General features: G+C 65.2%; 12 protein-coding genes and 1 pseudogene. 8 read left to right on the top strand and 5 right to left on the bottom strand.

Annotation, left to right across the window (positions count from 1 at the left end; all coding sequences use genetic code 11):
• Positions 1 to 32: 32 nt before the first annotated feature.
• Positions 33 to 962 (top strand): tetratricopeptide repeat protein, encoded by a 930-nt coding sequence (locus ACETMP_RS07360; RefSeq protein WP_375160440.1) that lies wholly within the window; start codon positions 33 to 35, stop codon positions 960 to 962.
• 197 nt (positions 963 to 1,159) lie between these two features.
• The gene (locus tag ACETMP_RS07355; protein WP_375160439.1) at positions 1,160 to 1,555 is read left to right on the top strand and encodes an SPW repeat protein; all 396 of its coding nucleotides are present in this window, start codon (positions 1,160 to 1,162) and stop codon (positions 1,553 to 1,555) included.
• A 45-nt stretch (positions 1,556 to 1,600) separates the two neighbouring features.
• On the opposite strand, the gene ACETMP_RS07350 is transcribed toward ACETMP_RS07355, so the two are convergent.
• On the bottom strand, positions 1,601 to 1,876 hold the full coding sequence (locus ACETMP_RS07350) for a GNAT family N-acetyltransferase (protein WP_375161862.1): 276 nt from the start codon (positions 1,874 to 1,876) through the stop codon (positions 1,601 to 1,603).
• A gap of 96 nt (positions 1,877 to 1,972) precedes the next feature.
• A complete protein-coding gene (locus ACETMP_RS07345; protein WP_375160438.1) occupies positions 1,973 to 2,332 on the bottom strand; it encodes a hypothetical protein in 360 nt (119 codons plus the stop codon).
• A gap of 94 nt (positions 2,333 to 2,426) precedes the next feature.
• Between ACETMP_RS07345 and ACETMP_RS07340 the strand changes: the two genes are divergently transcribed.
• The 6 genes from ACETMP_RS07340 (at position 2,427) to ACETMP_RS07315 (ending at position 8,896) form a co-directional block, all read left to right on the top strand.
• The gene (locus ACETMP_RS07340; RefSeq protein ID WP_375160437.1) at positions 2,427 to 2,921 is read left to right on the top strand and encodes a hypothetical protein; all 495 of its coding nucleotides are present in this window, start codon (positions 2,427 to 2,429) and stop codon (positions 2,919 to 2,921) included.
• Positions 2,922 to 3,025: 104 nt separating this feature from the next.
• Positions 3,026 to 4,633: an acyl-CoA synthetase gene (locus ACETMP_RS07335; RefSeq protein WP_375160436.1), complete on the top strand. Its 1,608-nt coding sequence runs from the start codon at positions 3,026 to 3,028 to the stop codon at positions 4,631 to 4,633.
• 9 nt (positions 4,634 to 4,642) lie between these two features.
• Positions 4,643 to 5,503 carry a PCC domain-containing protein gene (locus ACETMP_RS07330; protein ID WP_375160435.1) on the top strand — a complete coding sequence of 287 codons (861 nt, stop codon included), beginning with the start codon at positions 4,643 to 4,645 and terminating at the stop codon, positions 5,501 to 5,503.
• A 108-nt stretch (positions 5,504 to 5,611) separates the two neighbouring features.
• On the top strand, positions 5,612 to 6,364 hold the full coding sequence (locus ACETMP_RS07325) for an AAA family ATPase (protein WP_375160434.1): 753 nt from the start codon (positions 5,612 to 5,614) through the stop codon (positions 6,362 to 6,364).
• A 970-nt stretch (positions 6,365 to 7,334) separates the two neighbouring features.
• Positions 7,335 to 7,913, top strand: a complete 579-nt coding sequence (locus tag ACETMP_RS07320; protein WP_375160433.1) for an SRPBCC family protein — start codon at positions 7,335 to 7,337, stop codon at positions 7,911 to 7,913.
• 17 nt (positions 7,914 to 7,930) lie between these two features.
• Positions 7,931 to 8,896: a cytochrome D1 domain-containing protein gene (locus tag ACETMP_RS07315; RefSeq protein WP_375161861.1), complete on the top strand. Its 966-nt coding sequence runs from the start codon at positions 7,931 to 7,933 to the stop codon at positions 8,894 to 8,896.
• Between the two features lie 130 nt (positions 8,897 to 9,026).
• On the opposite strand, the gene ACETMP_RS07310 is transcribed toward ACETMP_RS07315, so the two are convergent.
• From ACETMP_RS07310 to uvrA, 3 genes and pseudogenes are all read right to left on the bottom strand, one after another.
• Positions 9,027 to 9,668, bottom strand: coding sequence for an HAD family hydrolase (locus ACETMP_RS07310; protein WP_375160432.1), 642 nt, complete (start codon positions 9,666 to 9,668; stop codon positions 9,027 to 9,029).
• A 42-nt stretch (positions 9,669 to 9,710) separates the two neighbouring features.
• Complete coding sequence (locus ACETMP_RS07305; protein WP_375161860.1) at positions 9,711 to 10,463, bottom strand: trypsin-like peptidase domain-containing protein; 753 nt, start codon at positions 10,461 to 10,463, stop codon at positions 9,711 to 9,713.
• 75 nt (positions 10,464 to 10,538) lie between these two features.
• A pseudogene (uvrA, locus tag ACETMP_RS07300) lies at positions 10,539 to 13,516 on the bottom strand (excinuclease ABC subunit UvrA).
• Positions 13,517 to 13,622 lie beyond the last annotated feature (106 nt).

Genomic DNA, 13,622 nt, shown 5'->3' with positions numbered 1-13,622 from the left:
AGCTAGGTTGCCGCAGGGGAGATATCCGTAAAATGCGTGTCCCGCTCAGTCTCATGGCGTTGCTTGCCGCGCTGATCGCGACGCCGCCGGCTACGGCCGAAGGCGGTCCCGCCTGGGATGCGTGCGTCGGGCTGACCAGCTCGCCCGACCAGCGGGTCAAGGCCTGTTCCAGCGTCATTGAGACGAGGAGCGAGAGCGGCAGGCGGCTCGCCGGCGCCTATTGCAACCGCGGCCATGGTCTGACCGAGCAGCGCGAGCTCGATGCCGCGCTGTCCGACCTCGACGAAGCGGTCAGGCTCGCTCCCGACTATGCCTGCGCCTACAACAATCGCGGCCGCGTCTATTCGTTCAAGCGCGACTACGATCGCGCCATTGCCGATTACGACCAGGCCATCAAGCTCGATCCGTCGCTGGCGCTGGCCTACAGCAATCGCGGCGAGTCGCGCTTCAACAAGGGCGACCTCGACGGCGCCTTCGCCGACTTCGACGCTGCGATCAAGCGCGACCCCAACTATGCCATGGCCTACGGCAACCGGGCCCTAGTGTATTACCGCAAGCGCGACATGGCGCATGCCATTGCCGATTACACGATGCGGATCAAGCTTGCGCCAGATCTGCTCGCCTATATCGACCGCGGCAACGTCTACCGTGACAGCGAGCAGCTCGATCGCGCCGCCGCCGATTACGGCGAGGCCATCCGCCTTGCGCCGACCGACGCGCGCGGCTGGCGCAATCGCGGCATGATCCGGCTCTACCAGGGCGACAACAAGGGCGGCCTTTCGGACTACGACAAGGCGCTGCAATATGATCCCTCGGACGTGTTCTCGTGGAATAACCGCGGACAGGCCCGCTTGCGGCTCGGCGACAAGCAGGGCGCGATCGCCGATTTCAGGAAGGCGCTGGAGTTGAAGCCCGGCCTGTCGTCCGCGCAGGAATCGCTGAGGAAGCTCGGGGCGCTATAGCCGCAGTGCGGTATGAGCTCGTGACCCGCGAACATTCCCCGGCCATCGAAATAATCCTCGATCCCGGTCTTGCGCAGCCGCCGGCGGTTCCCACGTCCTTTGCAGGACATGCGTCCGAATGCGGCCGGCAGGGTCGCGGACATTCGGAAGTCGTGATCGCCGGCCGCCGACGTGTGCCTCTGTCATAGGAGGGTACGATGTCGGACTTCGGTTTCTTGAAGACTCATCGAACTTGGGAAGACTGGTGCGGGATGTTGCTCGGCGCGGCGATCGTGGCGTCGCCGTGGTTTCCGATCCAGGATCCAGGGATTGCCGGACAGCAGACGGCGATCCTGAACACGGTCGCAATCGGTCTGATCGTCTTTGGCATCAGCCAGCTCGAATATGTCGCCTTGCAGCGCTGGCAGGAGGTGACGACGATCCTGATCGGATTGTGGCTCATCGCCTCGCCCTACGTCCTGGGCTATTCCGGTGAAGGCTTTCTCCGCGTCTATCATACCGGCCTCGGCGCCGTGCTCGTGCTGCTCGGCATGCTGCAGCTGTGGCAGGACTGGGACCTGACCGACCAGGACATGCTCAAGCACGGACAATAGGCCCCAGACATCGGCAGGCCCGCCGGCAGGCGGCGGGCCTGTGTCCTATCTCGCCACGAGATCCTGATAGTCCGCGTGCTTCGCGACCCACGCCTTCACGAACGGGCATTGCGGGATGAGCTTCAATCCGGCCGCGCGGACCTGGTCGAGCGCGCCTTGCACCAGCTTTGAGCCGACGCCCTTGCCGCCGAGCTCTTTCGGCACGTCGGTGTGCTCGAACGTGATGACGTCGCCATCGAGCCTGTAATGTTCGCTCGCAACGCGGCCTTCGACCTCGAGCTCGAAGCGGTGACCGGCCTTGTTGTCGATAACGTCGCTCATGTCGCCTCTGCTGTCGTCGACCGGCCAGCCATTGACCTCGTGCACGACGTCGTAGCGCACGATCAGGTCAGTGGGTTTCCGCTTCAAGCCGTTCGTTCAATCGGCGGCTTTGGCGAGCCGGGAATCTTCGGGCTGCTGCTGCGGGCGCAGGCATCCCTGGCAGATCACCAGGGAGCGGTTGACCCTGGCGTCCTGCTCGGCCTCGCTGCCGTCCTGCTGCTGCCACCATTCCTTCGACGGCGGCTGAAGCCCGGCTTGCGACCTCTCGCGCGCGGATCGGGCCGCAGCGCGTGTCGGTTGCGTGGCTGGATGGGGCCGATTGGGATCCTCGCCGGCGCCATCCCAGGCATAACGGCCGGGCTTGAAGGCAGGATCGGGCGCCAGGTGGGCTTGAGGACCCACGGCACATCCGGCCAGCGCCAGCGACAACAGGAGGACGGCGGGCGCTTTGACCATGATACGGCACTCTGTACGCGAGAACTGGGCGAGGGTGCGCCGATCATGTTTAAAATTCCCTGAACGATTGCGGCAATGCCGGCGACCAACGCGCATGCGCCATCTGATGCTGCTGCTCGCCCTGATCGCCTCGACCGCGCGCGCGGAGGATGCAGAGCCGTTCAATCCGGCCGACTATCCCCCCGGCGTGCAGCAGGCGCTGCGCTACGCCAATGAGGAATGCACCAGCCAGGACGGCGGCGCGGTGAGCTTTGCGCCCGATACGGTGCGCCGGACCGACCTCACCGGCGACGGCCGCGACGACTACATCGTCGATTTCAGCGACACCAAATGCGGCGACCGCGAGACCACCTATTGCGGAACCGGCGGCTGCGACTTGAACATCCTGGTGACGCTGCCGGACGGCAGCGTGCGCAAGGTCTTCGACGGCCGTGTCCTCAGCTACAAGATCATGACGCCGCGGACGAAGCGAGGGTCTGCGCGCATCCGCTTCGATCTGCATGGCAGCTTTTGCGGCGGCTTTGGCGCGCAGGCCTGCGTCAAGACGCAGACGATCACGGCAACGCCGTTCGCGTTCAAGCAGCCGTAGGGCAGGTGTGCGCCGGCGGCCTTGCGGGGCCGCGGGCGATGGCGATAAATGGGCCGCAATGAGCGGGCGGCGAGAGCGCCGTCCGCCCTCGAAGAGGAAGCCCGATGCAGCCCCTGCGCATGTCCCGCCGCGTCATGAATCTCGCTTACATGCTGACCCAGAATGCGCGGCGGCACGGTGCGCGTCCCGGCTTCGTCTGGGGTGACAGATCCTGGACCTGGCGGCAGATCGATGCGCAGGCCTCGGCGCTGGCGGCTGCGCTCGCTGCGCGCGGCATCGCCAAGGGCGACCGCATCCTGGTCCATTCCAAGAATGGCGACGAGATGTTCTTGTCGATGTTCGCCGCATTCCGGCTCGGCGCGGTCTGGGTGCCCACCAATTTCCGCCTCATGCCGGACGAGGTCACCTATCTCGCAGAGGCGTCCGGGGCGAAGGCGTTCCTGTGCCATGTCGATTTTCCCGAGCACGCGGCGGCCGTGAAGGGCGGCGCGCTGGAGTTCACCTGGAGCGTCGACGGCAAGGCCGCGTTCGGCGAGACGTCGGTTGCGGAGGCCATCGCCTCGCGGGCCGGCGAGGCGGTCGAGAACGCTGCCGTCGAGCACGACGATCCCTGCTGGTTCTTCTTCACCTCCGGCACCACCGGGCGCTCCAAGGCGGCGGTGCTGACCCATGGCCAGATGGGTTTCGTCGTCACCAACCATCTCGCCGATCTCACGCCCGGCGTGACCGAGAACGACGCATCGCTGGTGGTGGCGCCGCTGTCGCATGGCGCCGGCGTGCATCAGCTGGTGCAGACCGCGCGCGGCGTCTGCACCGTCTTGCTGCCGACCGAGAAGTTCGACATCAACGGGGCGTTCCGCCTGATCGAGAAGCATCGGGTCGCCAATCTCTTCACCGTGCCGACGATCCTGAAGATGATGGTCGAGCATCCCGCCGTCGACAAATACGACCATTCCTCGCTGCGTCACGTGATCTATGCGGGCGCACCGATGTATCGGGAGGACCAGAAGACTGCGCTGAAGAAGCTCGGCAAGGTCATCGTGCAATATTTCGGCCTCGGCGAGGTCACCGGCAACATCACCGTGCTGCCGGCGGCGCTGCACGACGCCGAGGATAGTCCGCATGCTAGGATCGGCACCTGCGGCTTCGAGCGCACGGCCATGCAGGTCTCGATCCAGGACGACGAGGGCCGCGAGCTCGCGCCCAACCAGAGCGGCGAGATCTGCGTGATCGGGCCTGCCGTGCTTGCCGGCTACTACGACAATCCCGAGGCCAATGCGAAGGCGTTCCGCAACGGCTGGTTTCGCACCGGCGATCTCGGCCACATGGACGAGGAGGGCTTCGTCTACATCACGGGCCGCGCCTCCGACATGTACATCTCCGGCGGCTCCAACATCTATCCGCGCGAAATCGAGGAGAAGATTCTGACGCATCCGGCGGTCGGCGAGGTCGCCGTGCTCGGCGTGCCCGATGCGACCTGGGGCGAGGTCGGCGTCGCCGTCTGCGTGGCGCGCGAGGGCGAGAAGGCGGTGAGCGAGGCTGAGATGGCGGCGTTCCTCGGCCCGAAGGTGCCGCGCTACAAGATGCCGAAGCGCTTCTTCTTCTGGGACGCGCTGCCGAAATCCGGCTATGGCAAGGTGCCGAAGCGCATGGTGCGCGATGAGCTCGAGGCGCGCGGCCTGCTCGATCTCGACAAGACGAAGGCCGGCTGAGCCTGCACGATGCGGAATATCAAGCAGCCGGGCGCGCCCGTCGCAGAGCGCATCCAATGGGTGGAGGCGAGGGGGCGCGCCTTCTCGTTCACGCTTCAGGCCGGCGTGCCGCTGCTGGAAGCCGCGCGGCGCGGCTTTGCGGCCGAAGGTTTTACGAGCGGCGTGCTCAACTTCCGGCACGGCGCGCTCGGGCCGTTCGCCTATGTGATGCCGGCGCTGTCGAAGACCGGCGAGAACGCCGCGTTCTACAGCGATACGTACCGGCCCGGCGGCGTGACCCGCACGCGGCTCGGCAGCCTGACGCTCGGCACGCGCGACGGCGCGCCGTTCTTTCACTGCCATGGGCTGTGGACGGAGGCGGACGGCAAGGCCGGCGGCGGCCACATGCTGCCGGACGAGACTATCGTCGCCGAACCGTTCGAGGTCGACGCCTTCGGCATCGACGGCGCGATGTTCACCGCCGAACCCGATCCCGAGACCAATTTCAAGCTGTTCGGGCCGGTGGCAGCCGCGCGCAGCGGCGCGCGCACGACGCGCCGTGCCTTCGCGCTGCGGCTGCGGCCGAACCAGGATTTTGCCGGCTCGCTCGAAGAGTTCTGCCGCACGCACGGTATCGCGCGCGCGCGGATCCATGGCGGCGTCGGCTCGACCATCGGCGCGCGCTTCACCCATGGCGGGGTGACCGAGCCGTTTGCGACCGAACTGGCGGTGACAGCCGGGCTGGTCGCGCCCGGACCCTCCGGCGCACTCGAAGCGGCGCTCGACGTTGCGCTGGTCGACTACGCCGGCGGCCTGGCGGAGGGGCGCCTGGTCCGCGGCGACAATCCGGTGCTGATGACCATGGAGCTGGTGCTGGAGGCGCTGGACTAGATTGCAGCCTGGACTTGTCGTGGCTGCTGAAGCCACTTCTTTTGAATGCCTGTTCCTGATATGTTCTATGGGTTGCGAGTGTCTCGGACAGGGCAGGGAGTGGTGAATATGCGAGGGCGACAACGCGACATCAGGCTGCCTGCTCCCTATCTCCGGCGCGTCTGGCTCGACCGCGCGCTGGTTCCGGACTGGGAGGCATATCCGTATTGTCTGCCGATCTTCCGCGAGGAATTCGACCTGAGCTTCGACACCGCGATCACCATCGTCGTGGGCGAGAACGGCACCGGCAAGTCGACCATCCTGGAGGGTATCGCAGCGCTCGCGGGTTTTGACGACGCCGGCGGCGGCAAGGGCTATCGCCCGGTCGATCATTCCAATGCGCGTGAGATCATGGGGGGCGAGTTGTCGGCCGCGCTTCGCGCCGGCTGGGTGCCGAAGATCACCAACGGCTGGTTCTTCCGCGCTGAGACCTTCTTCTCCGTTGCAAGATATCTCGATGAAGTTTCGGGCACGCCGCCCGATTTCCTGTCCTACTCCCATGGCGAGGGCTTTCTGCGCTTCTTCGAGGAGCGGTGCCAGAAGCAGGGCATCTTCATCTTCGACGAGCCGGAATCGGCGCTGTCGCCGGCGCGCCAGATGGAGTTTCTCAAGCTGCTGCACCGCATGGATTCCTCCCGCAATTGCCAGGTCATCATGGCCACCCATGCGCCGATGCTGATGGCCTATCCCAACGCGCGATTGCTGCGGCTGACCAAGTACGGCCTCGAGCCCGTGACGGTGGAGGAGACCGATCATTACCGGGTGATGCGCGAATTCTGCAACGATCCGCGCGGGTTCGTTGAGGCGGCGCTGGGGGAGTAGGTAAAGCCGATGTTGTTCTGCACGCGCAATGACCGAGTGAAGGGCAACAGTGTCTTCAACGATCGTGTCTCGGACAAGCCGTAACGCGTGAGCGTTGCGGCGCAGAGCCGGGACGCAGACGGCCGCAGCATCGCGGATGCATGGGCCCCGACTCTGCAGCGCATCACCATAGCGCGTCGAAGACGCGCGTGAACGCGCTTATGGTGCTGCGCAGCGTCCGGGGCACGAGACCGTTGTCGATTGGCGGGCACGGTTTCGCATCCTCGCGGCAGAGTTCGCCCGAGTTTTGCTGCATTCACCACCCTCAAATGTGCCGAGGGCGCAGGGAAGGCCGGGTGCCGGCTGGCACCCGCGGTCCACTGTGCGGAAGCGTGTGCTTAAGGAAGCTGCACAGCGGCATACAGGTGAAGCCAAAACATCCGGCCTTCCCTGCGCAGTGGGTTGACGGCTTATGTCGTGCTCTCCCCGGGGAGCGTTGCACTATTGCCCCCGTCGCCTTGCGGCTGATCGATGTGCGCACCAGTTGGCCGCCGCATCTCCGCAAACCTTGACGCCAGAACCCCGGGCGCCAGGACCACACGATTTTGCCGTACGCGAGCTGCGCCTGTCGTGTGCGCGCGTTGCCTGCTCACGGTGTGACCCGCCCTGCAAACCGACTGCGCGCGACGCGGCCCGCGTCCACCACCTCCCATCCCGCGTTCGTGACGATCGCGATACGCCCCTCGGCCCGGGCTGGGATGGCTGTTCTATACGATAATCCGAAGTTCTGATAAAGAGAATTATTTGCGCGCGCTGGCATTGACCCTCCTATCGGTGTTTCGCCCGCGAGGTGGCGCAACAGCTTGTGGGGCGCGCCGGGCGCCGCCGCAACGGCGCCACGAACCGGTCTCCCCTCGGCCCCAAAATGCGCTAGGATGACCGCAGCGCGCCCAAAGTCGCGCGTGATCAACTGGACGTATGAGGAAACGAGATGAGGGTGACGATTGGACGGCGCACGGTCGTGGCGGCGGTGCTGACTGCCGCAGGGGCGGCGGCTTTGACGGTGGCTCTTGCGCCGGCTTTTTCACCAGCCTGGGCCCATGGCCCGACCCGGCAGAAGGTGCGCGAATCCATCGAGATCAACGCACCGCAGGACAAGGTCTGGGCCGCGATCCGTAACTTTCAGGACATGAGCTGGCTGCCGCCGGTGACCAAGACCACCGGCGAGAAGGGCAACGAGGTCGGCGCGACGCGGACGCTGACGCTGACGGGCGGGGCGACGGTCGAGGAGGAACTCTACAAGTACGAGCCCGACATGCTGAGCTATTCGTACCGGATCACGAAGGTCGACGTGAAGGTGCTCCCCGTGACCAATTATTCCTCGACCCTGACGGTGTCGCCCGCGCCCGACGGCAAGTCGAAGGTGGAATGGGCCGGCGCGTTCTATCGTGGCTTTCCCAACAACGATCCGCCGCCGGAGCTGAACGACGAAGCCGCCAAGACCGCGGTGAGCGGGCTCTACAAGACCGGGCTCGAGGCACTGAAGAAGAAGATCGAGAGCGGTAGCTGATCTTGCTGGCACCGGCCTTGCGGGCGCTGCTCCTGGCGGCGCTCGCCGCCGGCCTTTGCTGTGGTGCTTTTGGCCCGGGCTTCGGCAGCGCGACTGCCGAGGAAGCGTTCGTCACCAACCAGCTCAGCGACGATCTGACGGTCGTGGACCTCGGCAACCTTCGCGCGGTGGCAACCATTCCGATCGGCGGCAAGCCGGCCGGTGTGGCCGTCAGTGCCGACGGGCGCCTTGCCTATGTCACCAGTCCCGACGCCAAGGCCGTGACAATGGTGGACGCGGCGGCGCGGCAGGTGGCGGGCCGGATCGAGGTCGGCGGCGGCCCGCTCGGCATCGCCGTGGCGCCGGATGGCAAGACCGTCTATGTCGCCGATTGGTACGCGGCGGCGGTGCGGGTGATCGATACGGCCTCGCGCAGCGTCACGGCCAGCATCGCGGTCGGCGCCTCGCCGTCGGGGCTGGCGCTGACGCCGGACGGCAAGCTGCTGCTCTCGGCGGACCGTGACGACGACAGCGTTTCGGTGGTCGACACCGAAACGCGCCAGCGCAAGGCGACGATCAAGGTCGGCACCCGTCCGTTCGGCGTCACCATCGATGCCGAGGGCAGGCGGGCCTACACCGCCAATGTCGGCTCCGACGACGTCTCGGTGATCGATCTTGCGGAGGGGCGCGAGATCGGTCGCGTGCCGGTCGGCCTGCGCCCCTATGCCGTGGCGCTGACTTTGGGGCGCGGCTTCGTCACCGACCAATACGGCGGCACCGTCAGCGTGTTCGACCTGGCGAGCCTGAAGCCGGTCAAGCGCATCAATGTCGGCGACTATCCCGAAGGCCTCGCGGCAACCGCCGACGGCAAGCGCGTCATCGTCGCCTGCTGGGAGAGCAACACGCTTGTCATCATCGACGCGGTGGAGCTGAAGGTCGTCGGCGAGGTCAAGACCGGCGACGGCCCGAGGGCGTTCGGGGCATTCTTGCGCAGGACGGAGTAAGGGATCGCGTAGGGTGGGTTAGCCTTGCGGCTGCGCAAAGCGCAGTCGGAAGGCGTAACCCACCGTTTTGGCTTCCGCGGACAGAAGTGGTGGGTTACGCCAAGCGATTGCGCTTCGCGCAATCGCAGGGCTAACCCACCCTACGAATGCGGCACACCGCGCCCGCAATCTCGTCCATCCGCTCGAACACATGATCCGGCCCCAGCGCCCGCAGCGCTGCCGGCGCCGCGTAACCCCAGCACACCGCACCGCAGGCAATGCCGACGGCGCGCGCCGCCTCGATGTCGCGGACCTCGTCGCCGATCGCAATCACTTGGGTAGGCTTCACACCGGCGCGGCGGATGACCCGGCGGAATTTCGCGGGCTTGCCGAACAGCGATGCAGAACAGTCGAAATACGCGAACAGCGCGGCGGCGTCTCCGAGCTTCTCGCGCGCATTGGCTTCGCTGTCGGAGGTCACCAGCGCGAGTTGCACGCCGCTTCCGGCCAGCGTGCGCAGCATGGTCTCGACGCCCGCAAACAGCGGAATCTCAGCTGCCGCCTCCGCCTTCAGCCGCCGGGCATGCCGCGCGATCGCCGGCAACTTCCACAAGGGCACCTCAAGCCGAGAGAGGATTTCGCGTGTCGAGGCATTGCGCAGGCTGTCGACATCCTCGTCCCGTACGCGGCGAAAGCTGAAGCGATCGGCAATGTCGTTGATGGTGCGCAGGAACCAGGGGAAGCTATCGGCGAGCGTGCCGTCCAGATCGAAGATGGCGAGGGCGTAGGGCATGGGGAGCTGGCTTAGTGCTGCTTGATGTCACAGCGTAGGACTTCACTCGAATGGCGACCTTCCAGCGCGACCACCTCGAATTATCTCATCGACGACGGCAGCTTTCCAAACAATGCCAAGTTGAAGACCCATTGGATCGTCGCCAATCCGGCCTGAATAGACACCGAGGAATGTATCGGACTGGCCGATGATTTCCTGACCAGAGAGGACTTCAGGCGAGGCCTTCACTCCACGGGGAACAGTAATCCCCGTCCGTCGCGCCACAACAGGCGCTCCGGACATCCCTTGTCGAGTAGCGGTGTCGATCAGAAGTTTTGGAAGTCCATCGATGTCAATTTGTGGCTGACTAGCGATTGAGCCCCTTTTCCAAATTGCCAATTCATGCCCTCCATCAAGGCCACCCGGATACCCGAGGACAAAGACATCGTCCCCAGCTTGGGGTTCAAAATCGACAAAGGTATCCAAAGCGTTGATCGGCTTGCTGATCAAAGATTCGTCCATCAAGGCAACCTTGATGGCGATCACGTCGATATGGCTGCCGTGTTTTGGGTGTTCAAAAATAGGTTTTCCGTCGGCGTATAGAGGTATGTTGTAACGCTTTCGCACTGCCATTGTCTGATGACCAGCTTGACCATCAGCTCTCAGTAGCAGTGGCATTTCGATGTACGTTGGTTGGGCTCCGGAGCCACTCAAACTTTTTCCCTGGAGTTGGTCCCATCCCGTAACGTTGTGCCAATTGGTTATCAGGTAGAAATCACGATCACTAAGCCAAAAGAATCCCGTAGCTACTGCCAGTCAAGCGTCCGCGAATCCTGGACTTGGCGACACAGCTTCAATTTGACCGGCGCGTAGCTAAGCATGTGGGCAGAATCACTCCGCCGCCTCGCTCGCCGCGCGTCTCCGCTTCGGCTTCCGCGCCTTCTCCAGCACCGGCGCCAGAAACTTGCCCGTGTAGCTCCGCGGCGCCTTGGCGATGTCCTCCGGCGGGCCCCAGGCGACGATCTCGCCGCCGCCGTCGCCGCCCTCGGGGCCGAGGTCGATGACCCAGTCGGCGGTCTTGATGACCTCGAGATTGTGCTCGATCACCACGACCGTGTTGCCCTGCGCCACCAGCTCGTGCAGCACCTCCAGCAGCTTCTTGACGTCGTGAAAATGAAGACCGGTGGTGGGCTCGTCCAGAATGTAGAGCGTGCGGCCGGTGGCGCGTTTTGACAATTCCTTGGCTAGCTTCACGCGTTGCGCTTCGCCGCCCGACAGCGTCGTCGCCTGTTGCCCCACATGGATGTAGTCGAGGCCGACGCGGTGCAATGTCTGGAACGTCTCGCGCACGCGCGGCACCGCCTTGAAGAACTCGGCGGCTTCCTCGACGGTCATGTCGAGCACGTCGGCGATGCTCTTGCCCTTGAACAGGACTTCGAGCGTCTCGCGGTTGTAGCGCTTGCCCTTGCAGACGTCGCAGGTGACGTAGACGTCGGGCAGGAAGTGCATCTCGATCTTGATGACGCCGTCGCCCTGGCAGGCCTCGCAGCGGCCGCCCTTGACGTTGAAGGAGAAGCGGCCGGGCTCATAGCCGCGCGCCTTGGACTCGGGCAGGCCGGCGAACCATTCGCGGATCGGCGTGAAGGCGCCGGTATAGGTCGCCGGATTTGAGCGCGGGGTGCGGCCGATCGGCGACTGGTCGATGTCGATGATCTTGTCGATGTGCTCGAGGCCCTCGATGCGGTCGTGCGGGCTGCGCCTTCGCTGGCGTTGTTCAGCTTGCGGGCGATGGCGCGGTAGAGCGTGTCGATCAGCAGCGTCGACTTGCCGCCGCCGGAGACGCCGGTGACGCAGGTGAACAGGCCGAGCGGGATCTCCGCCGTGACGTTCTTGAGGTTATTGCCGCGCGCGTTGACCACCTTGATGGTGCGGCGATGGTTCGGCGGACGCCGCTCCGGCACCTCGACCTCAAGCTCGCCGGTCAGGTACTTGCCGGTCAGCGATTTCGGGTTGCGCATGATCTCGGCGGGCGTGCCTTCGGCGACGATGTGGCCGCCATGCATGCCGGCGCCGGGGCCGATGTCGAGCACGTAATCGGCGAGCCGGATGGCGTCCTCGTCATGCTCGACCACGACCACGGTGTTGCCGAGGTCGCGCAGCCGCTTCAGCGTGTCGAGCAGGCGGGCGTTGTCGCGCTGGTGCAGGCCGATCGAGGGCTCGTCCAGCACGTAGAGCACGCCTGTGAGCCCCGAGCCGATCTGCGAGGCGAGGCGGATGCGCTGGCTCTCGCCGCCCGACAGCGTGCCGGAGGAGCGGGACAGCGTGAGGTAATTCAGGCCGACGTCGAGCAGGAAGGTGAGGCGCTCGCGGATCTCCTTCAGGATGCGGCCGGCGATCTCGTTCTGCTGCGCGTTGAGCGCGCCGGGCACGGTCTCGAACCATTCGCCGGCCTTCCTGACCGACAGCTCCGAGATCTCGCCGATATGCTTGCCGCCGACCTTGACGCAGAGCGCCTCGGGCTTGAGGCGAAAGCCCTTGCAGGCCTGGCAGGGAACGTCGTGGAAGTATTTCGCCAGCTCCTCGCGGGCCCACTCGCTTTCGGTTTCGCGGTAGCGGCGGTTGATGTTGGTGATGACGCCCTCGAACGGCTTCTTGGTGTCGAAGGAGCGCACCCCGTCCTCGTAGGAGAACTTGATCTCGTCCTCGCCGGAGCCGTGCAGGATGGCGTCTTTCGTCTTCTTCGGCAGGTCCTTCCACTTGGTGGTCAGGGTGAACTTGTAGTGCTTGCCGAGCGCGGTCAGCGTCTGCACGTAATAGGGCGAGGACGACTTGGCCCAGGGCGCGATCGCGCCCTTGCCGATGGCGAGATCCTTGTCGGGGATGACGAGGTCCTCGTCGACATGCTGCTCGACGCCGAGGCCGCCGCAGGCGGGGCAGGCGCCATAGGGGTTGTTGAAGGAGAACAGCCTGGGCTCGACCTCGGGAATGGTGAAGCCGGAGACCGGGCAGGCGAACTTTTCCGAGAACAGCATGCGCTCGGGTCCGCTCTTGTCGTGGATCTTGGCGGTCTTCTTCTTCTCTTCCGTGGGAGCGGCCGCAGGCGCGTCGGCGAACTCGACGACGGCGAGGCCTTCGGCGAGCTTCAGCGCGGTCTCGAAGCTCTCGGCGAGGCGCTGGCCGATGTCGGCGCGCACCACGATGCGGTCGACGACGACGTCGATGTCGTGCGGGAATTTCTTGTCCAGCGTCGGCGCTTCCGCCAGCTCATGGAAGGCGCCGTCGATCTTGACGCGCTGAAAGCCCTTCTTGAGCCATTCGGCGAGCTCCTTGCGATACTCGCCCTTGCGGCCGCGCACGACGGGCGCGAGCAGATAGAGCCGCGTGCCTTCGGGCAGCGCCAGCACGCGGTCGACCATCTGCGAGACGGTCTGGCTCTCGATCGGCAGGCCCGTGGCCGGCGAGTAGGGCACGCCGACGCGCGCCCAGAGCAGGCGCATATAATCGTAGATCTCGGTGACGGTGCCGACGGTGGAGCGCGGGTTCTTCGAGGTCGTCTTCTGCTCGATCGAGATCGCCGGCGACAGGCCGTCGATCTGGTCGACGTCGGGCTTCTGCATCATCTCCAGGAACTGGCGTGCATAGGCCGACAGCGATTCGACGTAGCGACGCTGGCCCTCGGCGTAGATGGTGTCGAAGGCGAGCGAGGATTTGCCGGAGCCGGAGAGGCCGGTGAACACCACCAGCTTGTCGCGGGGAATCTCGACGTCGATGTTCTTGAGGTTGTGCTCGCGCGCGCCGCGGATCGTAATTGCGCGCAGGCTCGAGCCCGCGTTCTGTTGTTGGCGCTTCGCCTTGATCACTTCATCCATCCGAGTTGCCCTCAAGGAAGCCCATGGGTGCGCGACCGCGCCAGCAAGAGAGCCGCGCTTTGTCCGGAACCGGATCGGCGCCGATGGGTGTGTTGGCGAACGTAGG

The sequence above is a fragment of the Bradyrhizobium dasycarpum genome, assembly GCF_042019905.1.
GTDB lineage: Bacteria > Pseudomonadota > Alphaproteobacteria > Rhizobiales > Xanthobacteraceae > Bradyrhizobium > Bradyrhizobium japonicum_B.
The sequence above is the reverse complement of the archived record's forward strand: the minus strand, read 5'-3'. Positions and strand labels throughout refer to the sequence as shown.

Bases quoted from the DNA above. Each gene is read 5' to 3' on its own strand.
- ACETMP_RS07350 (WP_375161862.1), bottom strand. From the start codon at position 1,876: ATGAGCGACGTTATCGACAACAAGGCCGGTCACCGCTTCGAGCTCGAG.
- ACETMP_RS07330 (WP_375160435.1), top strand. From the start codon at position 4,643: ATGCGGAATATCAAGCAGCCGGGCGCGCCCGTCGCAGAGCGCATCCAA.
- ACETMP_RS07355 (WP_375160439.1), top strand. From the start codon at position 1,160: ATGTCGGACTTCGGTTTCTTGAAGACTCATCGAACTTGGGAAGACTGG.
- ACETMP_RS07360 (WP_375160440.1), top strand. From the start codon at position 33: ATGCGTGTCCCGCTCAGTCTCATGGCGTTGCTTGCCGCGCTGATCGCG.
- ACETMP_RS07325 (WP_375160434.1), top strand. From the start codon at position 5,612: ATGCGAGGGCGACAACGCGACATCAGGCTGCCTGCTCCCTATCTCCGG.
- ACETMP_RS07335 (WP_375160436.1), top strand. From the start codon at position 3,026: ATGCAGCCCCTGCGCATGTCCCGCCGCGTCATGAATCTCGCTTACATG.
- ACETMP_RS07345 (WP_375160438.1), bottom strand. From the start codon at position 2,332: ATGGTCAAAGCGCCCGCCGTCCTCCTGTTGTCGCTGGCGCTGGCCGGA.
- ACETMP_RS07310 (WP_375160432.1), bottom strand. From the start codon at position 9,668: ATGCCCTACGCCCTCGCCATCTTCGATCTGGACGGCACGCTCGCCGAT.
- ACETMP_RS07320 (WP_375160433.1), top strand. From the start codon at position 7,335: ATGAGGGTGACGATTGGACGGCGCACGGTCGTGGCGGCGGTGCTGACT.
- ACETMP_RS07340 (WP_375160437.1), top strand. From the start codon at position 2,427: ATGCGCCATCTGATGCTGCTGCTCGCCCTGATCGCCTCGACCGCGCGC.